Below are 19793 nucleotides of genomic sequence, written 5' to 3'. Positions count from 1 at the left end.
TTATATTTTTGGATAAACAATTCCGTTTTCAGTTACTGTAATTCCCTTGTCTACTCTTTGTTTTAAGACTTTCCAATTAAAACCATATGTTTTTTGAAAATGTGGTGCATCTGGGAATTTCTTCCAATCACCGCCCCATTCCCAACCAGCATCTTTGAATACTTTTACAACTTCCATCCAATCAGCTATTCCATCAACATCAAAGTCTTTTAAGGTGTCCCAGGTTGCGGTTTCAAAAGTTCCGTTTTTATCTTTATCTATCAATAAAACAATATCAAAGGCTAATCCATAATTGTGAATACTTTGCCAGGCATCTGCATTTGTAACTTTTGGTTTTTGTAAAAATAAAATGTGCTGTTCTTTTGGAGTTGAGTAAACTCTTGTGATTCTTAAACGAACATACTTGCCTAAATTATTATTAGCAACAATGTACAAAGCACCTAATTCATCCTTTATTCTAGGATGAGCTGTTTTAATTCTTTCAAGCGATATCTGATCCATGTTTTACTATTTAGCTTCATTAATTTCCGTTTTTACTTTCTTATAGAAACCGATTATTTTCTTAATACTTTCCCAAAGGTTAAAACCGCACTTTGGTAGGTTTTCATTGAAAATAGAGTAAAATTCATTCAAGCAAAAAAGCAATATTAAAAAGGTAGTTAACTCAATTTCTGCATCTGAAATGGTTGAATACTTTAAATTTTTAATTAAGAAAGTATCTTGGAACTTATCTATTACTATTGGCGTACCGAGATAAACCATTAGTTTTATAAACATTTTCTTGAACTTGTCAGAAGAAAATCCTTCACCTTTTCCAAAAAACCACTTGTCTTTTCGATCTTGTTTTTTTCTCCAAATTAGCCAACTAGCAAGCATTCCTGTAGTAAAATCGGCTATAAATAAAATTGTAAGCAAGTCGACCGCACCCCAAAAGCTAACTATTTGCACTGCCACAACGGTTGAAGAAAGTGTAAACAGTCCAAACAAAGGCTTGTTGAACAACTCTATAAACATTGAAAATTTAGGAGCTGTAATTTGTAATATTTCGTTTATATAATTTTTCATAGTTTTATTATTACTCTACTTTATCATAAAAGATTTCATTTTCAAAATCCCAATATGGATTTTCCATAACTTCAGTTCTAAGCGTTTCAATTAGCATTTCATTTTCTGCAATGAAATCATCAAATTGTGCGCGATGCTCTTTTCCTGTATTCTTGTTTATTACTGTTCTAAGCATATTATTGATTTGTTAAATAAAAACCTTGTAAAACACTAGAATCACCTGTAGCTGATTGTTGTATACTAACATATAAATAATTTGTAACTGTTGGGTCAAAAGATTTTGTTAGAATAACTGAAGCAGATGTTGTATTATCAATAACGTTTGATGATAACGGATAAACTTTAATAGTTCCATTGTCAATTATAAAATCTCTTTGCATTTTTACAAACAAGTTAGATGCTCCACTTGAATATCTTGCAATAGCATCTGTGTTGCCAAATGGCATTGTTGATGCTGTGCTAATCTTTACTCTTATTTCACAAGTTCCTGCTGTACCAGTTTTTGTTAGAATAAGAAGTGGCATATTTATAATTTCATTTAATGATAAAGAATTGGGTGGTATAGTAACTTTCAAAACTTCCACTTCAGAAACACTTCCTGTAACTATTGAACTTGGAGTTGTTACTTTAATAGAAAAAGCCTTATCTTGTTTCGTGTCTAAATATGGCTGTAATTCATTATAATCAATCCATGATTGAATTACATCGATAAATTTTCCGCCAATAAATTTTAAATGAAGAAGACCTCTTCTTGGTAATTTTATATTAACGCCTTTTTTAAAATTAAAATCATAGTTAGCATTATCAGCATTATGCTTTAAGGAAATTTCATCTGATGAATTATTATAAATATAATAATCCTTGCCATCATATAGATCATTAAATGAAACATTAAAGCCATTAATTGATTGAATTAAGGTATCAATTATAAGATAAGATTCTGTAGCAGGTAAATCTAATCTAATTGATGAAATTGGTTCTGAAAAAGAATAATTATATTGGCGTGAATTTTCTTTAGACGCAAATTTATCATATACCCATTCTATAGTGGGTAACTCTTCGCCATTAGTAGTTTTAAATGCTGCAGCAGTAATTTCGTTATCAGTAACATTTCCCTGGTCAGTTACTTGTTGAAAAGTTGGTATTCCATTATTCCAACTTGTTAAAAATAACTGACAATAGGTTATGCCATATTTTAACCACACTTTACCTCCTGGTGGCACTACCAAATCACTTTCATCTAAAAAAAAGAACTTTGAATTAGCAGAACCTGTTCCATTATGTAGCAAAGTGAAGGGCGTTGTACCTGTATTATGAATGAATAAATCTTTCATTGGATAAGGCGTTTCTGCATCTGGATTGCCAGTAATTAAACTTGTTCCAAATCCATCAACAGAAATCAATAAAGTATTTCCAATAGCATAATAACTATTACCTTCAGGTCTTAATTGAATTACAGCTCTTGTGCCTTTTAACAGTGGATAGCTATAGTCTAAATTTTCAGATTTTTTTTTGAATTGCGTGCCGATAATTGGTTCTTCTGTATTTCCAATTGTATCTCCTGAAATATTCCAAGAAGTTAAAATAATATTTGTATCAGGCGCAATTGGTTTTAACGCGATAGTATCACTTTCATTTCCTTGCTGTAACTCTATTGTATTTGAGGTATTTAACAAGGCGTTGTCTATTCTTTGGAAACCTTCTGAAGCTTCGGCAATTGTTAAAACAACTGGAGCTGTATTTTGATAGGTTACTCCGTTTATTTTCCAAACGAAACCAACCGAGAACGTGAATTGGTTTCCGTCTCTGGTAATTGTACCTAATGAAACAATAGTGTTTGCGTTGGCAAAAACTACTGGTTCACATGCAAATGGATTATTACTTCCTGTTATACTCATGATTCAAATTTCTTATTTATTGATGCAAAAAAATAGGACACTTCGACAAGCTCAGTGCAGGCGATTATAGTCCGAAAACTCCTTTTGTGTTGTATGGTTCGTAACCTGGTAATGATTTTGAATTTTTTACCAATGGGAAATCACATTGATTGAAATCAGTAGGATTCGCTTCTATAATTTCGGCTACGAGTTTTAAATATTGTGTTCCGTTGTTGATTTCTTCATCGGCTAACGATTTTAATTGATCAACTGGTTTTCCGTATGTTGTATTTTCTATTCTGCCATCGGACATGTTTTCAAAGTCGATGCGTAAGCCACGTTCATCGAAAACAAACAATCCATTTGCAGAAACTTTGGCAACTGTAAACGCTACAATCGCTTTTTGCATTGCGATTTTAACCGCTTTTACGTTTCCTGTAACGTTTGTTTTTAGTGCTGTGATTAATTCAGGACATAAAAACGTTTGTAAATACTGGTCTTCTACCTTGCGAATAATTGGAATTAAGGCTAAAAACGTTTGTCTACTATCGAAAATGTTATAGTATTTTGAAAATATAGTGGCATTATTAACTAATAATTCGTTGTTTGCTGGACTATAATTGGTAGCGTAATCAGTAAAAATCGAAAGATTAGCGTCTAAATGTGCCAAAAGTAAATCCATAGATTCGTGACCGGCACGCAATAATTCTCTGCGGATGTCTTTGATTTGTCCCCAATTTGCAGCTGCACGATTTTCGGAAGTGTTTACAGATATTCCAGAAGAATCTAATTGCACCGCTAACAATGGTAAGAATATGTACATTCCGAAGTTTGCAATTGCTGAACGCAAGTGTTCGCGAGCTTCGTTTTTAATTGTTGCGTTTTCTCCTGTTGCTAGTGCATCAAGTACTACATGAAGGTTTCCAACATATTTATGGGTGTAGGCATACACTGCTTTTTGAATGTAAGGCTCGAAGTCTTGAAATTCAAATGAATTGGCAATGGAAACGTATTTTTTTAAATCGGAGTTATCTGCTAGTATCATGCTGTTACGGATTTTGAGCCTGTAGGATTTGCATCCAATGTGGTTAATATTGTGTTTTCAAAAGCGGCACGAATGGAAGTGTCCCAACCATTATACTGTGCAATGAAATCGTACACTTCCAAAGTAGTTTCACGATTGGTTTTGAAAAGTGCAGAAAGGATTGTAAAGGCTTCACGTTTATCGGAACCAGAACCTGCTCCGAGTTTCCCTCCTGGTATGCCAGCACCAATCAAGGACGGGTCAACACCAAGAGCGAAAAGAACTTCGGAGTTAGCGGCTTCTGCTTCCGGAAGGTAAGAGCCATCTTTTAATTTATCGTCAATTGGAATTACTTCAACTGCTGGATAAGCTTTTCCATCTTCTCCAATTATTTTCATAGATTGGATTGCTTTTCCTGCGTTATCATTTCCTGTTAAAGATTCATTTACTTTATCAATGATTTTATTTCTAATATCAATTCTTTCATCAGGAGTAAACTTTATCCAATTTTCCTGATACAAAGCTTTTAAGTAGCGTTCATCAATTTCGACAATGTATTTCAAAGTCATTTGATTTTGAAAGATTGCTTTCTTTAAAGCAGGAACCGAGTTTGCAACATCTAACCAACCGCTTTCAGCAACTGCGTGCCATTCTGATTTTGGATATAATGCTTCATCAAGAAGTGGGTAAAATATCGGGCGAATGAATTTTTTAATATTGTTGGTTTTGCAATATTCCTTCACTTGATCAGGAGACCAATAAGAATCAATTAACGGAACTTCTTCTACATATTCCGAAGTAGTGGCAACGGTTTCTTTTCCGAATTTCTCCGAAATATAAACGTACTCTACCAAATTATTTTCTTTGTTTGGAAGCGAGAAACGACACCATGCAGTTTTTTGTCTTCTGACCTTGTTAATGGTTTTGAAGTTTTCAGAAACAATGTATTCAGGAAAACCAATTGAGAAATATTCCAAGTCGGCAATAGTTTCTTTCCAAAAGCGATTCATTTGAGAATCTAAAAAGAACTTTTGAATGTCTGGAACTTCAGAAAGTTCTACCATTTTAGTTTCCTTTTTACCGTTTGCATCAGCAACATCACGCACTAAAACCAATCCATTACCATAATGCGCTTTACGAAGGAAACGCAAACCTGAAGATGCGGAACCATTCGGGCGAACTGCTTTTAAAATTTGTTGCGGATAATCGTTGTTTTTGCCCCAAGAAGCGATTTCTGCGGTTTTGTCTTTGACATCTACTTTTACAACGGTAACCGAAGAATCTAAACTCTCGGTTGTATTCTTAAAAGTAAAAGCAGCAACGTCTCCGTTTTTTAATTTGGAGACTGCTATTTTGGTTCCGAAAAATTCAGTGTTCTCATTCATTAGTAAATGACTTTTGTATTATTAATAGAAACAATGAAGTCAATGCGGATTTTTTTAATTTCTCCGTTTGACAATTCGATGTTTCGCGTCCTGTTTTTATAATGGTTTGGTGATTTTGCGGATAAATCAGCAGGAGCTTCTTCGGCTTCTTTTGCTTGCGGAAGGTATTTAACACCGTAGTAGGCCTTTAGTTTTCCGCCTTGTTTGGTTTGTTCATTGAATGTTCTGTATTCAATATCAAACGGAACAAACATTCCACTTGCATCACGCAAATTGAAAATTTTAAGAGCTTCTGACAATGTGATAAATCCGTTAATCATGATGTAAAATTCGATTTTACACCTAAAAAAAAATAGGACAGTTTAAACCAATGGTAAAAACTGCCTATTTTAATGTAATATTCTAATTTTTAAGCATTTAACTATTTGAAAGCCAAAACTTTAGTTTAAAAAAATCAAATTCGTATTTTAATTTATCACGATTCGGCACGCCTGTCCCTAAGAATTTTTTCACTTTCCATTTGCGAAAATGTAGGAAATATGAATTTGTTATCGTGATACTCCGATTGTGTACTCGTTGGCGAAGCTCGTTGCACCTTTGAACCTATCGTTGTACATGGTAATGATAGGGATGTCGAACGCATCAGGTAAGTGCGTTGCGTGTTGCTGTGGGAAGGAACTGTTACGTTCATCCTTCTTGTTCTTCTCTACTCCTGCATTGGATTCCTTTGCTTCGGTTCTTTCCAATGCGATAATCAAATCAGGATTGTTTCCTTCATTGATACGTATCTTAGGCAGGTTGGGTTGGTTCTCCTTTAGCATAGCATTGAACAACAAATACTTATCATAGTGTGTTGCTGCCGAACCTTTAGACATGATGATGACAGTCCAGCCATGCTGTGTAAGCAGTTCGCGTACTTGTTCAAACAAAGTCTTGGAACTATTTGGTAGTCTGTTGTTTCCATCATGTCCACCATATAAGTAGATGGTCTTATCCTGGTGCGGTCTGTAGTATGGAATAAACTGCTCAATGAATAGATCATCCAACAACTTAGGAGACTTCACCCACATAGACTTCAATACACGATACTCATCATCATGTGTTTGCGATACTACTAAGGAATTGAACACACCAAAGTCAAGCGACACAATCAGCGGTTCATTTGGGTTGATGTCGTTATCCTGATTACTATTGAAGTGTTCACGCATTACATCCTGATTACTATTCTTAAACTTCGATGCGTCTAATCCTTCCAGATACGATGCGCTGTAGTCTGTGTAGTAATGCTTATCAGGGTTTAGGTTGGCATAGAATCCATCAGTGATTTCTTTCGGGCGAATGTTTAGAATTTCGGCTTCATAGATCAATTGACTTGGTGCGTTCAATCGTGCTTCTTCAAACCATTCTTTACGTAAATAGGGATTGTTTAACGCAGAACCTTTCAGAAAGAAATACTTATCCGGATGCTTTTTAGCAATTTCTTCTTTATCAACAAACCATTTCCCTTTCTTGGTTACTGGAGTAGATGATACATAAATCTCGGCTCCCAACATTGGATTGTTCTTGAACTCGGCTTTCTTAGCACGATTCGTTGTTTGTACGTTGTTATATAGTTTGGTTTCATCTAATAACGCAGCTTCATCGGCTAATATGCCGTAAGAGTTTAAACCACGACCACTATTTGGATTATCTAACGAAACCAATTGAAAGATTGTGCCATTGGAAAAGTGAATTATATTATTCCATCCCATTGGACCCGAAGGCGGTTGGAATGGCATTTTATAACCAAAACGCTTGCCACATCTTCCCACAACAAAATCAACGTCTTGGTATATGCCAAACATTTCCAATCCTTCAATGGTAGAAGGGAGCGTTTTCGATAATATTTGCGAATAAGTAACACCCACCAATGCAATTGTAGCACGTGGAAGATTAGTTACAAAATCACGCATTTTCTTTCCTAATATGGTAGATTTTCCCCAACCACGACCAGCTTCCAGATATTTCTTTGGCTGTGGTGCCAAATCAAACACTAATTGCGAAAGGTGTAAACTAACTATCTTCTTCTTTGGCTGTATCATCAGAATCAAAATCTATATCGGTTACATCAAGCGTGTTGAAATCCACAACTCCTTTTGAAATCATGTTTTGAAGAACTGCAATCAATTTAGGATCAACTGTGATTTCAATATCTTTTTTCTCTAGTTTTTCTGGGTCAAAACTTAATTCTTCGGCACTAAAGTCACCATACTTGGCATACATATCTAATCCTTTGGATTCGGCTTTCATATCGCCACGCCTTTTGGCTCTTTGAATAAAATCACGACACCATTCGCGCCACATGGCTTTTTCTACTTCTTTGGATGTTTGGTGAATGTCGCCAAATAAGTTTCCAGCGTTGTTGATGTCTAAATATGCCTGTGCTTGACTTAAACCAAAATCTTTTTCAAGCATATTGGCAATTTTATATCTTGGAAAACCACGAAGCAACAAATTAACTACCAAAACCCAACGTTGGCGAATGGCTTCACACGTTTCAGAAAGTTCATACTTTTCAGGATTCACATAATAGGCTTGAATCTTATCAAAAGTAGAATCACCCACTTTTACTAACATATTTCGTTTATCCTTCGCCATTGATTAATGCTTTAATTTTTAGTAATTCTTCATTTTTAGCAATCAAAGAGCTTTCTTGCTTGGTAATTGTGCGTTGAATCTTATTCACTTCAACAACTCCAGAAGCAATTTTTAATAGTTCACGATTCAATTCCAATCTCTTTTTCATTTTGGAAATACTCGCAAAAAGATATTGTTCTTGTTTCACCAGGTTAGCAGGCGATAATGTTTCAAACTTTCCTTTCGCTTCTTTTGGTGCTACTTTGTGCGTTTTCCAATAGTCTAGCTTTTCCCAACACAAAGCGTTTCTTTTTTGCTTTTGGGAAATCTCGATTTGAAGTTGTAAAGCTTTGTTTTCGGCTTCGGCTGGAAGTTCATTCAATTGGACTTTCAACAAACACATTTCTTTAAAAATTGTGTTGGCTTCTAAAAGTGTAGGACGCAGTTCTTCTGGTAATTCGTGAAAGTATAGTGCTTGTTTGGTAGTATGTTGAATTTGTTGTTGTTCAATATATTGCACTACTTCATTTTTGGACACATTTTGTCCAATAGTAGTTTTTTTTGCAATTTCCTTTTTAACCGGAACAACTGCTTTTTCTGAATGGTCAATTTTTGACAACTCATACTTCAATTTTTCCAGAAGTTGTGGCGATTGCTTTTTTTGGAAGTTTTTAAGCAACACTTTATTATGCGATGGAAAACTCGCATACAACAAAACTCCTTCATTGTAAGGAGTTCCTTTTGCTTTCCATTGTTCTATTGCGTTCATAGAACAAAGTTGCAGAAATGGAAAGCGTAAAAATAGGACAGTTCGACAAGCTCACTGCAGGCTATAAATAAAAAAGCGGACAAATGTCCGCTTTAATAACCGTTTCATTCCCCAAATAATCAATTTAACCGAAATTGTTTATTTTGAAACGATGTGACCAACGCCTTAGTCATTATTTTCTAATATTCAACTGTAATTTGTAAAACGTGAATGTCGTTTGGATTTATGTTCTTATCAATTCCTACTAACGCTTTATGAATTAAACGTTGCAGCACTAAAATTTCATTTCTATACATTGTATCTTCTGCATAGTCTGAACCTAAAATATCATAGGTCATTTTATCAAACACTTGCAAAGCTTCTTTTGAGGTCATATCTTCAAATAAAGCTTCTTTGAAAGATAATAAGGCTTTTTTTGTTTTTTGTGAAGTTGCTTTAGTCTTTAAAGTTGGAACTTCTTTGGTAATAGTTTCTGACATAATATAAAATAAAAAGGTGGCGGTGCTGTCAAGGTACAATTACCAATGAAGTAAAACCCCAGAGCTGTTAGCTCTGACACCGCCATATTAATAATAAGATTTTTTGAAGTAGAAAACATGATAATTGATTTTTGACTCTGCAAACATATAAATTATTTTTTAATTAATATCAAATTCTTCTAAAAAATTTTCTTCATACATTATTTCAATACCATTTTCTTCAGCATATTCTATTTTAACATCACCAGCATTATCACCAACAATAAGTACATCAGTATTTTTTCCAACTGCTGTATCAATATCAGCTCCAATTTCCCATAACATTTTTGCCATTTCATTTCTATCAGGTATTTTTTTGAAATCACCAGTAATAACAACTTTCTTTCCAAAAAAATAATTTCCATTATCTTCTAATCCTTTTTTTGGATATAAAAACTCTTTTTTTATTTTTTTATCTCGATAATATTCAACTTCAATAGGATTAAAGTTTGGATTTGAATTTTTATTAAATGCTTTTGTTTGTTCTTCTTTAAATTTTGGCAATGGAAAATCAGCAGTAATATTCGGAGTAGTATATTTTTTTGCTTCTTTTAAAACTTCTTCTCTAAATTTTTCTTGATTATTTTTAATTTTTTCATATTCATATTTGATATTAAAAAAATCATTTTTTAGTTTGTTTAATTCTTTTTTTTGAATAAAATAAATAATAGGAAAAACAATTCCAGAAAGCATTAATAATCCTTGAATCATAATAATTTGAGTTTAGTTAATCCAACAAATATAAAAAAAGCGTTCCATTACAGAACGCTTTTTCTTTTTAAACAAACTAACCTCAATTATTATGGAGTTACAGGAGTTAACTGCAATGCACCCTTATAAATAGACGCTGGCCATTTTTGTTTGTCTTTCAATGTCAACGTTACCGAGTTTTTACCTTCGATAAGTGCTTCAATTGCGTGCTCGATTCCTTCTACCCATGCAGGCATTCTTTTAGAACCTAACTGACGAACATTTCCTGTTCCAAACTCTACTACATTGAATACTAATTTTTGGTTTTTAATCCATCTAAGGAAACCTAATAAATCAGCATCTGAACCACCAACTTCCACCACCAATTCGTTTTCAAACAATCTTCTACCTTTTTCACCTACCATAGTAGATTTAATAGTTCCTGTTTCAGTAACGAATTTTAATTCGTGGATTTTTTTACCTGTTGCCATGATGTGTCCAGGTGAAGCTGGAATTTCAACTAATTCAGCAAATGTGTCGGCAGTAACCGTTCCACAAATGTCTGCTGGATCTTCAATACTGTTGTACTCACCATGTAATGAATAAAATACTTGCGACAAACCAGCAACTGGCTCGCAAACTTCTGCTCCGATATCTTCTAAAGCTACCATAGTTATACTTTTTTAAAGATGAATGATTTTCTTTCGTACAATTCCTGTAAACCTTCAGGAATTTCCGCTACAGCTTCTTCAACTGTATATTTTCTTTTTTTAAAGATGAAATGCTGAACAGCAAATTCAACTTCTGTTCCGTCTTCTGCAACAAAAATGTTTGAAGGAATTACTTCTGCTTCATTTGTTACCACTACTAATGGTTCCTGTATAACTTCAGGAGCAAATACTGGAGCTTCAACTACTTCTGTTTCTACAACAGCAGTTTCAACTACTTCTGGTTCTAAAACAGGAGTTTCAACTACTTCTGTTTCTACAACAGGAGTTTCAACTACTTCTGTTTCTACAACAGGAGTTTCAACTACTTCTGTTTCTACAACAGGAGTTTCAACTACTTCATTTGAAGTAGCTCCTTCCGTAGAAGGAGCGTTCTTATCTTTTGCCATAACTAAATTCAATTAAGCTGGTTTATAAGCGAAAACCAATTGGTTGTGCAAGAATCCAATTCCTTCATACCAGTCAAGTAAAACTTTAACTTGGCGATCAAACAATTGAACGTTTGGAGTTGTCATTCCGTTTACTTTTCGTAAATGAACCATATTGTCTGCTGGAGTTGCAAAAATATAGTTAGTTCCTTCCATAGATGGTAAAGCCACTAATTTGAAGTTTGGTGTGAAATCAATTGATTCCATTCCTGTACCTGTGTAATTAGTATCTGCACCATGCGTATTTCTTTTGTCTCTGAAATAAGCTCTCATCCAACTTGGAGAAACACACACATTCATTGGAATTCCTTCTAATGCTGGGTTAGCAGTTAACACATCATCAGCCACTTCTTCAATAATATCAAAGATATTTGAAGCACTTGGTGTAGCAGAAAGCGTTAATGCTTGAACTGTTCCAGCAGTTAATCCATCATCAATTAATTTTTTCAAACCATCTAATGAAGCAGATGCAGCACCAGCAGTTCCAGTTGTAGGAGCAGAATAAACACCTTTGAAATATGCAGCCGTTTCCATATCGTGTGGAATACGTGTTGCAATGTGTTTTTCAAGGATGTAACGAACAATAGGCCATTGCGTTCTATCTGCTTCAGTTAATGAAGCCAAGAAGCCTAACCATTTACCTTTTACATCATCTGGGTCGATAGTAATATCGGCTTTGATGTTTCTCAAACGAATTTCGTTTGGAGTAAAAGTAACATCACCTTTTGGTGTGAAACCTTTTTGAAAACCTTGAACAATTTCTCCTAACGAAACGTTAGCAGAACGATATACATCACTTTCTGTGATGATAGGAACACAAACTTCTGGAGTTACCGATTTTTGGCGCAAAGCATCCTTTAATCTATCCATGTTTTGTCCTTCTTCTAAGTAGTAAGCTCCGAATGCGGTAACTATTCCTGTAGCAATGATTGACATAATTTTTGTTTTTATGAATTAATAATTAACAATTTAAAGCTTCCGCCACATCAACTCCTGCAATGTTTAAACTTGCTGTTGATTTTTTTCCTTCTCCATCTACTCCAATTTTTGGAGCCGTTGGTGCTGCACCGTCTTTTTTACCTACTTCAATGCTTTTTGCATCAATAGCGGCTAATTTTTCGGTTAAAGTTCCTGCAACTGGTAAACCTAAGTTTTCCATAATTGCATTTACAGAAGTTTCCATTGCTGTTGCAGTGTTGGTTGCTTCTGTTAATTGTGCAGTGATTGCATTTACAGCCGTTTCTTTTTCGGTGTTTGCTTCACTTACTTGCGTTTGAAGTGTAGAATTTTCAGATTCTAAAGCATCAAAACGCGCTTCGATAGTATCTAACTGCTCTTCGTTTAAAAAGCTCCCATTCTCATTAAGAGCCAACGGAGCTTCTAAACTCAAAACAGCTTCCACTTTAGGTAGCGATTTTGTGTTCATATTTGTATTTGGTTTTTGATTATTAGAGTTCATGGATAATTCAAATACATGATTAATTGCATCTTGAATTGTTCCGTTTTCATCAACTAATCCCATTTCAACAGATTGTTCTCCAGTCCATGTTCCACCTTTGAAAGCTTCTTCTGAAATGTTTGGTCTGGATTCTTTCATATCTGTTATGAAAGTTTCCACAATAGGATCTAATTGATTTTTGATATATGGTTCGTAATTGGAGTTATCAATTACTTCTCTATACTCTGAATTTTTTTCAGTTGATTTTGTAGCATAAATAGTGTGAACCTTTGCACCGAAGTGTTCCCAAATTCCATTGCTATCTACAATTGTAGCATAAGCACCAATAGAACCAATTGCATCGGCTCTTTTATTTGCAAATATTCTTTGTGTTGCAGCTGCAATGTAGTAAGCACCTGAACACATATAACCATCTGTATAAGCAACAATAGGTTTTGGATAATTTGAAATGTAATCATAGAATTCAGGAGTTCCATAAACTTGTCCACCTCCAGAATCCATATTTAAAACAACACCAGCTACAGTATCATCATTTGCTAATTGATTTAAAATTTTGGTATAAGTTTTAGTACCTAACCAATAACCATAATCAAATTTTAATACAGGCTGATTGAAATCAACTACAACTACTTTATTAGCAGATGAATTAACAGAAGTTTTTTCGGTAGCTGATTGCTTTTCAATCATTAATTGTTCAATGGATTTATCTTCAATTGAATTGCCAATTAATGTTCTGTAAATAGAAGGAACCAAAGAAGCTCCATACATTTCATTAATGTAAAGAGGTCCAGCTAATAATGTGTGTAAGTTCTTGTTCACAAAAAAAAATATTGTATTGTTACTACTATTTCACAATACAATATTATTTTAATGCTGCTTCTTAAAATAGGACAGTTTATAAATCCGTATAAAACACTGGTCTTTTTGCGGTTCTTCCTTTTATTTCTATAGTGGTAGCACCGTCTCCATCTATTTTTGTTCCTGGTACATCTTCGTAAAGCAAATACAATGGTTCGATGTTGGTTCCATAAATTTTTTGGAATTCGTTATTGAATTTTCCTTTTACAACTCCTGGTTTATTTTCATATTGCTCCAATAGTTGTTCCAATGCTTCTGATCGGGTTAAGAATTCCATTTTTATGGAAATATCATTTACAATTCCTGATGCAGTAGTGGTTTTGTTCACGTTTACCGAAATACTATCGGGTTTAATGGAAGCTTCCACAGAATGAACCGAAGGCGAAAATACAATTTGTGCCGAATTTGCATCAGAAACAATTCGTGGCCAGTTGGAAGTTTCTTCTAATAGATAAAAATCTAAGCTTGCAACTCCGGAAAGTTGCTCATCGCAATTGAATGTCATATTTTTTAAAATTTATTTTTATAGAACTGTCGCTTTTTGCCAACACTATTTACAAGGCTTTCAGCGGTTTTTTAACTATATTTTTACTATATTTTGTTTTTTGTGTTTGATATTTTCACCGCAATAACGTTGGTAATTTCGGTACATCGAATCCAAATTCAAATCGTTTTCAGATAGATCATAAATGCTAAAAAATAGCTTTATCGATTTTTTTGCATTCATTTCACCCTTCATAAGCTCGTTATCAATGAAGGAATAGAAGTCTTCAATGAATAACTTCTCCAGGCAAATGCCTAAAAACTTCAATTTATGCTTGTCGATGCTGTAACCTTTGGTGTTAAAATAATATTCCGGAACCTCGATGTCGTATGTAAAATTTGTAGCGACTTCTTTTTCTGGCTTGTCAATCTTTTTTTCGAGTAGCTGGAGCAGAAACAAACCAATAAATGTCTTTTTGCTCACCTGATGCACGTTTCCATAACGCTTGATCAGGTATTTTTTTACGTGTGGCTTTACAGGAATTGAGATAACTATCATATTTTCAAAGGTTTAATAGTAAAAATACGCATTTTTTAGAATACAACAAACAAAAATGTTTGTAAAAACATAAAATATTGTAGCCTTTTTTTAAAAAAATAGTTCCACAATTCCACAACGTTGAAAATCAAGGTTTTAAAGTTCCACAAGTAGAAGGAACTTGTGGGAACATGGTGTTTTTTGTTGGAACTCAAAAAAATAGTTCCACAAATCCCACAAAAATCCCACAGAATTTTGAAAAGTTCCACAAATCTTATTTAGACTTAATATATTGATTATTAAATACATAGTATAGATTATATCTATAGTAAAGTAACTTTGTGGGAATGTGGAACTTTTGGAACTGAAAATCTCTATATTTTTTAGAAAAAAAAATTTTGAAAAAATTTTTATATTTTCGGGGGTGCGGGGGTGACGAAGTGGCGTTGTGTCGGTGGTGTGTTGGGTAGTGTTGCGAATTACTGCACTGTGTTCGATTTAAGCGGTTGTTATTTGAATTTGATAGTTCCATTTGTCCATCGTATTGGAATAAAAAAAACCGCCTTGTGTGGCGGTTTAAATTTAAGTTATAACAAATGATTGGCGAGATTAAAACCATCGCCAATCAGACTGTTAGTAGATAGCTTATGAACGACATTGCTTAAACTCTACTTTTGGAGCAAAGTATATACTTCCATCATCTAATCTAATTTGCATTGTTAAAGGTTTACCTGTTGGTCTGTATGTTTTAATAAATTCACCAGTATTTCCAGTTTCTATATGAGTAAATCTCAAACCTTCTCTCAAACCATAAAATTCATCGTTTCCACAATTTGGACATGTTAGTAGCTGATAAAAGCCATCCATTTTACGTTGACTTTTTGCATTATCAGTTCCTTGCCACTTACATTTTCTTTTAGTACACTCGTACTTTTTTGGAGTTTCTCCGTTTGTTGTATATTTTGACATAATTTTTGATATTTATTTATTTTTGAATATAAAGCCATCTACTAACACACGTTTGCAAATATGGCTTTGGTTGTTTTTTCCTTCGGAAAAAACTCTGTTGACTTCAATATTGGTTTTGTATTTGTAATGGTTCTCGCTCATTCACGCCACATCTGCAAGCGTGGAAAACGTTGGCAGTAATGCTACTCGAAAACGTCTAAATCTTTGTCTATAATTTCTTCAATTTTCGTTAGAAATTCTTCGTGAAAATCACTTCTAAAAGATTTTTCTATTTTTTCAAGTAGATACATATATCCACCACGCCAAGATTCTGAATGCTGTTCTAAATTACAATAACCAGCGTTTAAGGATTTAACCTCTTTTTTTGATAAGTCAATAAATTCATTCTGTTGCATAATATTGTTTTTTAATTGTTAATTTATAAAAGCACTACTGCCAACAAGTGTTTGTGTCAATAGCTTTGGTTGTTTTTTCCTGCGTAAAAAACTCTGACAACCTCAATCTAGTTTTGTACTTGCAAGGTTCAGTCTTGAATTTTCGCTACTGAACACAAGCACCAAACGTTAGCCGTCAGTTTAAGAACCGACAGCAACATCATAATTTTTAACCGATTGGTCAACTAAAATATTGTCACGGCTGGATAATTGAATCGGTCTTAAATTCATTGGAACACGAATATTATCGTAACCATTATTCAAGTTGTCAGTGTTATCTAAATCTTGAAAAGAAATGTGTGCAAATGTTCCTTTTTCTGTAATTTCGATGTTAAATACTTCGATGTTTGCTAAATTTTTCATTTTAATTTGTGTTTAAAAACCGAACGGCTAACAAGTGTTTTACGCCATTGTGGGTTTAGGTTTAATATTAAGTTTGTTTTGCATCAGTTTAATTTCGTGATAACAGGAAAGTTTAGTGCTTATTTAACCACAATGGCGTAAAGCACTCGAACGTTATAACTGATGCTATCCGAAAATGTGCTTAATTGCAACGTCAGTTAATTGAATATTATAAGGAATTAAATCTTCAATAGTTGTAAATCCATCACAAATGAAATTTTTATCGTGAGATTCGTTTTTTGAAGCAATATCTAATCCATCTTGGTTATTCAAATAAAGCGTATCTCTATTTGCTTGAATATATCCACTTTCAATAATGAATCCTTTAAATAAAACTTTTTCCATTGCTTCATTAAAAATTTTTAAATCATGCTTATAACATTCTTGAGGATATTTTTGACAACCAAAATTAGGTTGATAATAAATTTCTAAAGGAATTTCTAAAGGATTACCTTCTTCATCAAATGGGAAAAACATTTCTAATTTTAATGGTTGTTTTAAAAAGTAAGAGTAATTAACAACTTTTTTTACAAAATTAGGAGATGCTTCGTCACAAGTTAGGTAGTCATATTGCTTCAAAACATAATCTGTCATCGGAATTAAAGCACCAGTTATAACATCGGTTTTATTCAATGCCTTATCTTCTGTATTATCGTTTTTCATGTTATTTAATTTTTAAAAATTACGTTTAGTTTTCATAAGTCGGCACTAAACAAAGCCGAGAAACGTTAGCGGTCAGTTTCCATAACCTTACGTTCAATCCAAACATCTTCATTTGTTTCAGAAAAAAGAATATCGTGTATTGATTCATCATATTTTTCAATTGAATAATTGAAATTATCTTGATACTTTTCAGGATGCCAATTTATATCCACAGTTGATACATTTAATTCTTTAGCGACAATTTTTATTACTTCTTCAGTAACAATTTCCTTTCTAACTTTTTTTGATGAATATTCACACCAAATTCTACCAATGAAATTTTTCTCAATTCCATCATTTACTACTTTTAATTCTACAAAGTGATTCATAATTTATGATTTTTAAAAACCGAACGGATAACAAGTGTTTTACGCCATTGTGGGTTTAGGTTTAATATTAAGTTTGTTTTGCATCAGTTTAATTTCGTGATAACAGGAAAGGTTAGTGCTTATTTAACCACAACGGACGTAAAGCACTCAAGCGTTATTTAATTAATTCATCTGTCATTTTTACTAATGCTTTCCAATTTTCTACACTCATAGAAAGTTCATCGCCTTTGTGCATAACAACTATCCAAGGTTCTGGATCTCTTTTGTCTAAAGTTGCTGATTGCACAATTAAATCAGTATCATCTTTAAACTCCTTAACTCTTTGTTCTAATTCTTGCATGTTCTAATTTTAAAATATTACACCTTCTCAATCTTCCAACCTTGAATGGTATTGAAAACAACGGTTTCTCCTTTTTGGTTGGTGGCTTCTTTGCCTTTTAGGTTGATGTCGATTTTTGCTTTTTCTCCTGGTTTAAAGTTATCCAGGAGCGCGCATTTATCTTGCGTAAACTGAATGGCTAAACGTTGTGTGTATTGCTCTTCGGTGTCTGCGTGGATTTCTCTTACTTTGAATTGTTTCTCTCCGATTTCTTTGGTTTCTAAAATTCTAACGATTGTTACTTGTATTTGCATGATATTTTTGTTTTAATTGTTCTATACTTTGTCCTGGTTTAACTTCTATTCGGGTTTTTGCGTTTAAATAAAAATAGGATTTTGGTGGTGGTGGATTGTTCTTCGGATTTCTTTTACCAAAACAGCCATTGTCTCGGTTGCGTTCTTTGATTACAAACCAGTCTAGCTTTGTTCTTTTCAATCCTAAATAAGCCATTTTCTTTTGAATGTGTCTTGATGTCCAATTCTTATTTTTTGGAAAATGCTCATTGAATATTTTTGAAAGTTCTCGATCTCCTATTTTGTGGAAGTTTTCTTTTAAAAATTGTATTGCTGCTTCACTCCAGTATTCCAATTCCATTTTTTGTAATCCTAATTCGTAGGCTTTCATTCTAACAATTGTTATCTTCAAACCTAAAGCTTCGGCAATTTGCTTGTTTGTCATGCTTTGAAAATTAGCTTTCAAAAATTGTATTTCTTCATCAGAGAAAATCACCTTACCATATTTACCTATTGTTGCCAAAATTTATTCCGTTTTAGGTTTTAAAAACAATTCTTTCCATCTTGCTCCGTAAAAATTAGCTCCACCGTATAAGTAGCCATTGCCTTTTTTAATTTGATAAGTAATATCATCTTTCATTGATGCAATCATTCTTTGAAAGTCTTCATCTTCTTGCTTTTGTTTGATTTGCTTTGCTATTCTGTTTGCGCGTTGCTTTTGTGCTTTTCCCATGATGTTATTCGAAGTATTTATTAAAAATTAAATATCCAGATGCGTGTTTTGATAAAGCAATGTGTGCTGTTACAAAAGGAACTGTGATTAATATTTGGCCATATTCGTAGCTTATATTAAAACCGAATGACCATTTTGTGTAAATTGAAAATCTGTACTCTCCCATTTTGATAATTTGTTTGATAATGAATGAATTTTAAAAATAATCAGGCTACACTCTCAAACCTGATTGTTTGTTTGACTAAGGCGTTGGTCTATTTAAGAACGTTAGAGTTTTTCTTTTGAGATTTTACTATGCAGCTGCTTCTTCGCTTACGGCTTTTGAAGGTGCTACATACTCGGTTCCAGTAATGCGGTAGTTTTTATCGTATCTGCCTTTGATGTACAAATGCGAAACTTTAGCATTATGGTAAACCATTTTGATTTCGGGAAAGTTTTCGTTTTGCAACTTTGCTAATTTTTCAAGTGCATCTAAACGATCATTTGATTCCGCTTTTAATTCTGTGCCTACAAAAATTTGAATGCTTTTTGCTTTGGCTGGCTTTTCGACTTTCTGTGTCATATTTAAAATTTAATGGTTTACTTTTTCGAATAATGGATATTTTACTTTTTTTAATCTGCGTCTTCCGTTGATGGTGGCAAAAATGGTGGATTCTGTTATTCCTGTTTTTCTGGAACATTCTGCAACTGATTTGTAAACTATTTCTTTTCCTTTTTCATCAATCACTTTTACAGGTTGTGTTCCTACTCTATTGCCCGGAAGCTTTATGTTTTGATTGGAGTTGATTCCGTTTAACAAATTAGCTTCATCTTCTTCTGTCCATTTATTATATGGCACGTTCCACAAATAGTGTTTTTTATTCTGCATTAACAGCTCGTGCGCTTCTGTCCTGGTTAACTGATTCTTTTTCATAAATCATTTTATATAAGGTTCTTATTTGTTGCGATACTGAAGGTGTTACAATAGTCCTTTTTACTATTTTATTTCTTACAACTTCTTCAGTTACTTTTGCGATTGGTTTTTCATTAAAAATTAAATTTCCTTTACTTGCTTTTCCGTTTCGCTCCACTACAATGTGATAGTTTCCGGTATTGGATGCCGAAACTGGAACTGGATAAATTCTAATTCCATTTTCGGTACACCATTTAAAATGAATTTCTTCAGGCTTCATAA

The 19793-nt window shown here is 33.5% G+C and carries 31 protein-coding genes; all 31 read right to left on the bottom strand.

Annotated elements, in window-relative coordinates:
• A complete protein-coding gene (locus tag RSE15_RS00820) occupies nt 1-501 on the bottom strand; it encodes a M15 family metallopeptidase (protein WP_324069099.1) in 501 nt (166 codons plus the stop codon).
• Between the two features lie 6 nt (nt 502-507).
• Nucleotides 508-1065 carry a phage holin family protein gene (locus RSE15_RS00815; RefSeq protein ID WP_324069098.1) on the bottom strand — a complete coding sequence of 186 codons (558 nt, stop codon included), beginning with the start codon at nt 1063-1065 and terminating at the stop codon, nt 508-510.
• 10 nt (nt 1066-1075) lie between these two features.
• Complete coding sequence (locus RSE15_RS00810; RefSeq protein ID WP_324069097.1) at nt 1076-1240, bottom strand: hypothetical protein; 165 nt, start codon at nt 1238-1240, stop codon at nt 1076-1078.
• Nucleotide 1241: 1 nt separating this feature from the next.
• Nucleotides 1242-2963, bottom strand: a complete 1722-nt coding sequence (locus RSE15_RS00805; protein WP_324069096.1) for a hypothetical protein — start codon at nt 2961-2963, stop codon at nt 1242-1244.
• A 64-nt stretch (nt 2964-3027) separates the two neighbouring features.
• Complete coding sequence (locus RSE15_RS00800; RefSeq protein ID WP_324069095.1) at nt 3028-3987, bottom strand: DUF6712 family protein; 960 nt, start codon at nt 3985-3987, stop codon at nt 3028-3030.
• Nucleotides 3984-5351 carry a phage portal family protein gene (locus tag RSE15_RS00795; protein WP_324069094.1) on the bottom strand — a complete coding sequence of 456 codons (1368 nt, stop codon included), beginning with the start codon at nt 5349-5351 and terminating at the stop codon, nt 3984-3986. Before RSE15_RS00795 ends, RSE15_RS00800 begins: the two co-directional genes overlap by 4 nt.
• Nucleotides 5351-5671, bottom strand: coding sequence for a hypothetical protein (locus RSE15_RS00790; protein ID WP_324069093.1), 321 nt, complete (start codon nt 5669-5671; stop codon nt 5351-5353). The genes RSE15_RS00795 and RSE15_RS00790 overlap by 1 nt, the downstream gene beginning before the upstream one ends.
• A gap of 228 nt (nt 5672-5899) precedes the next feature.
• Entirely contained in the window at nt 5900-7432 is a 1533-nt protein-coding gene (locus RSE15_RS00785) for a hypothetical protein (protein ID WP_324069092.1), read from the bottom strand.
• On the bottom strand, nt 7404-7988 hold the full coding sequence (locus tag RSE15_RS00780) for a hypothetical protein (protein ID WP_324069091.1): 585 nt from the start codon (nt 7986-7988) through the stop codon (nt 7404-7406). Before RSE15_RS00780 ends, RSE15_RS00785 begins: the two co-directional genes overlap by 29 nt.
• Nucleotides 7975-8736 carry a hypothetical protein gene (locus tag RSE15_RS00775; protein WP_324069090.1) on the bottom strand — a complete coding sequence of 254 codons (762 nt, stop codon included), beginning with the start codon at nt 8734-8736 and terminating at the stop codon, nt 7975-7977. Before RSE15_RS00775 ends, RSE15_RS00780 begins: the two co-directional genes overlap by 14 nt.
• A 179-nt stretch (nt 8737-8915) precedes the next feature.
• The gene (locus RSE15_RS00770) at nt 8916-9215 is read right to left on the bottom strand and encodes a hypothetical protein (protein ID WP_324069089.1); all 300 of its coding nucleotides are present in this window, start codon (nt 9213-9215) and stop codon (nt 8916-8918) included.
• Nucleotides 9216-9374: 159 nt separating this feature from the next.
• Nucleotides 9375-9965 carry a BRCT domain-containing protein gene (locus RSE15_RS00765; RefSeq protein WP_324069088.1) on the bottom strand — a complete coding sequence of 197 codons (591 nt, stop codon included), beginning with the start codon at nt 9963-9965 and terminating at the stop codon, nt 9375-9377.
• A gap of 89 nt (nt 9966-10054) precedes the next feature.
• Nucleotides 10055-10615 carry a hypothetical protein gene (locus RSE15_RS00760; RefSeq protein WP_324069087.1) on the bottom strand — a complete coding sequence of 187 codons (561 nt, stop codon included), beginning with the start codon at nt 10613-10615 and terminating at the stop codon, nt 10055-10057.
• Between the two features lie 2 nt (nt 10616-10617).
• Nucleotides 10618-11061, bottom strand: coding sequence for a hypothetical protein (locus RSE15_RS00755; protein WP_324069086.1), 444 nt, complete (start codon nt 11059-11061; stop codon nt 10618-10620).
• A gap of 12 nt (nt 11062-11073) precedes the next feature.
• Entirely contained in the window at nt 11074-12036 is a 963-nt protein-coding gene (locus RSE15_RS00750) for a hypothetical protein (RefSeq protein WP_324069085.1), read from the bottom strand.
• 25 nt (nt 12037-12061) lie between these two features.
• Nucleotides 12062-13378, bottom strand: coding sequence for a S49 family peptidase (locus tag RSE15_RS00745; RefSeq protein ID WP_324069084.1), 1317 nt, complete (start codon nt 13376-13378; stop codon nt 12062-12064).
• A 76-nt stretch (nt 13379-13454) separates the two neighbouring features.
• A complete protein-coding gene (locus tag RSE15_RS00740) occupies nt 13455-13922 on the bottom strand; it encodes a hypothetical protein (RefSeq protein WP_324069083.1) in 468 nt (155 codons plus the stop codon).
• 75 nt (nt 13923-13997) lie between these two features.
• On the bottom strand, nt 13998-14459 hold the full coding sequence (locus RSE15_RS00735) for a hypothetical protein (protein WP_324069082.1): 462 nt from the start codon (nt 14457-14459) through the stop codon (nt 13998-14000).
• Nucleotides 14460-15083: 624 nt separating this feature from the next.
• Nucleotides 15084-15407, bottom strand: a complete 324-nt coding sequence (locus RSE15_RS00730) for a hypothetical protein (protein WP_324069081.1) — start codon at nt 15405-15407, stop codon at nt 15084-15086.
• Nucleotides 15408-15589: 182 nt separating this feature from the next.
• Nucleotides 15590-15802: a hypothetical protein gene (locus RSE15_RS00725; RefSeq protein ID WP_324069080.1), complete on the bottom strand. Its 213-nt coding sequence runs from the start codon at nt 15800-15802 to the stop codon at nt 15590-15592.
• A gap of 180 nt (nt 15803-15982) precedes the next feature.
• Nucleotides 15983-16204 carry a hypothetical protein gene (locus RSE15_RS00720; protein ID WP_324069079.1) on the bottom strand — a complete coding sequence of 74 codons (222 nt, stop codon included), beginning with the start codon at nt 16202-16204 and terminating at the stop codon, nt 15983-15985.
• Between the two features lie 165 nt (nt 16205-16369).
• Nucleotides 16370-16906 (bottom strand): hypothetical protein, encoded by a 537-nt coding sequence (locus tag RSE15_RS00715; RefSeq protein WP_324069078.1) that lies wholly within the window; start codon nt 16904-16906, stop codon nt 16370-16372.
• Between the two features lie 65 nt (nt 16907-16971).
• Entirely contained in the window at nt 16972-17274 is a 303-nt protein-coding gene (locus RSE15_RS00710) for a hypothetical protein (RefSeq protein ID WP_324069077.1), read from the bottom strand.
• A 154-nt stretch (nt 17275-17428) separates the two neighbouring features.
• Nucleotides 17429-17614, bottom strand: a complete 186-nt coding sequence (locus tag RSE15_RS00705) for a hypothetical protein (RefSeq protein ID WP_324069076.1) — start codon at nt 17612-17614, stop codon at nt 17429-17431.
• 17 nt (nt 17615-17631) lie between these two features.
• On the bottom strand, nt 17632-17907 hold the full coding sequence (locus RSE15_RS00700; protein WP_324069075.1) for a DUF3127 domain-containing protein: 276 nt from the start codon (nt 17905-17907) through the stop codon (nt 17632-17634).
• A complete protein-coding gene (locus RSE15_RS00695) occupies nt 17882-18409 on the bottom strand; it encodes a hypothetical protein (protein ID WP_324069074.1) in 528 nt (175 codons plus the stop codon). Before RSE15_RS00695 ends, RSE15_RS00700 begins: the two co-directional genes overlap by 26 nt.
• Nucleotides 18410-18412: 3 nt before the next feature.
• Nucleotides 18413-18619, bottom strand: coding sequence for a hypothetical protein (locus RSE15_RS00690; RefSeq protein WP_324069073.1), 207 nt, complete (start codon nt 18617-18619; stop codon nt 18413-18415).
• Nucleotides 18620-18623: 4 nt separating this feature from the next.
• Complete coding sequence (locus RSE15_RS00685) at nt 18624-18785, bottom strand: hypothetical protein (protein ID WP_324069072.1); 162 nt, start codon at nt 18783-18785, stop codon at nt 18624-18626.
• Between the two features lie 126 nt (nt 18786-18911).
• Nucleotides 18912-19181 carry a hypothetical protein gene (locus RSE15_RS00680; protein WP_324069071.1) on the bottom strand — a complete coding sequence of 90 codons (270 nt, stop codon included), beginning with the start codon at nt 19179-19181 and terminating at the stop codon, nt 18912-18914.
• Nucleotides 19182-19190: 9 nt separating this feature from the next.
• Nucleotides 19191-19532 carry a hypothetical protein gene (locus RSE15_RS00675; protein ID WP_324069070.1) on the bottom strand — a complete coding sequence of 114 codons (342 nt, stop codon included), beginning with the start codon at nt 19530-19532 and terminating at the stop codon, nt 19191-19193.
• Nucleotides 19477-19791 carry a hypothetical protein gene (locus tag RSE15_RS00670; protein WP_324069069.1) on the bottom strand — a complete coding sequence of 105 codons (315 nt, stop codon included), beginning with the start codon at nt 19789-19791 and terminating at the stop codon, nt 19477-19479. Before RSE15_RS00670 ends, RSE15_RS00675 begins: the two co-directional genes overlap by 56 nt.
• Nucleotides 19792-19793 lie beyond the last annotated feature (2 nt).

Origin of the sequence: Flavobacterium sp., assembly GCF_035195345.1 — a bacterium.
Lineage (GTDB): Bacteria > Bacteroidota > Bacteroidia > Flavobacteriales > Flavobacteriaceae > Flavobacterium.
The sequence above is the reverse complement of the archived record's forward strand: the minus strand, read 5'-3'. Positions and strand labels throughout refer to the sequence as shown.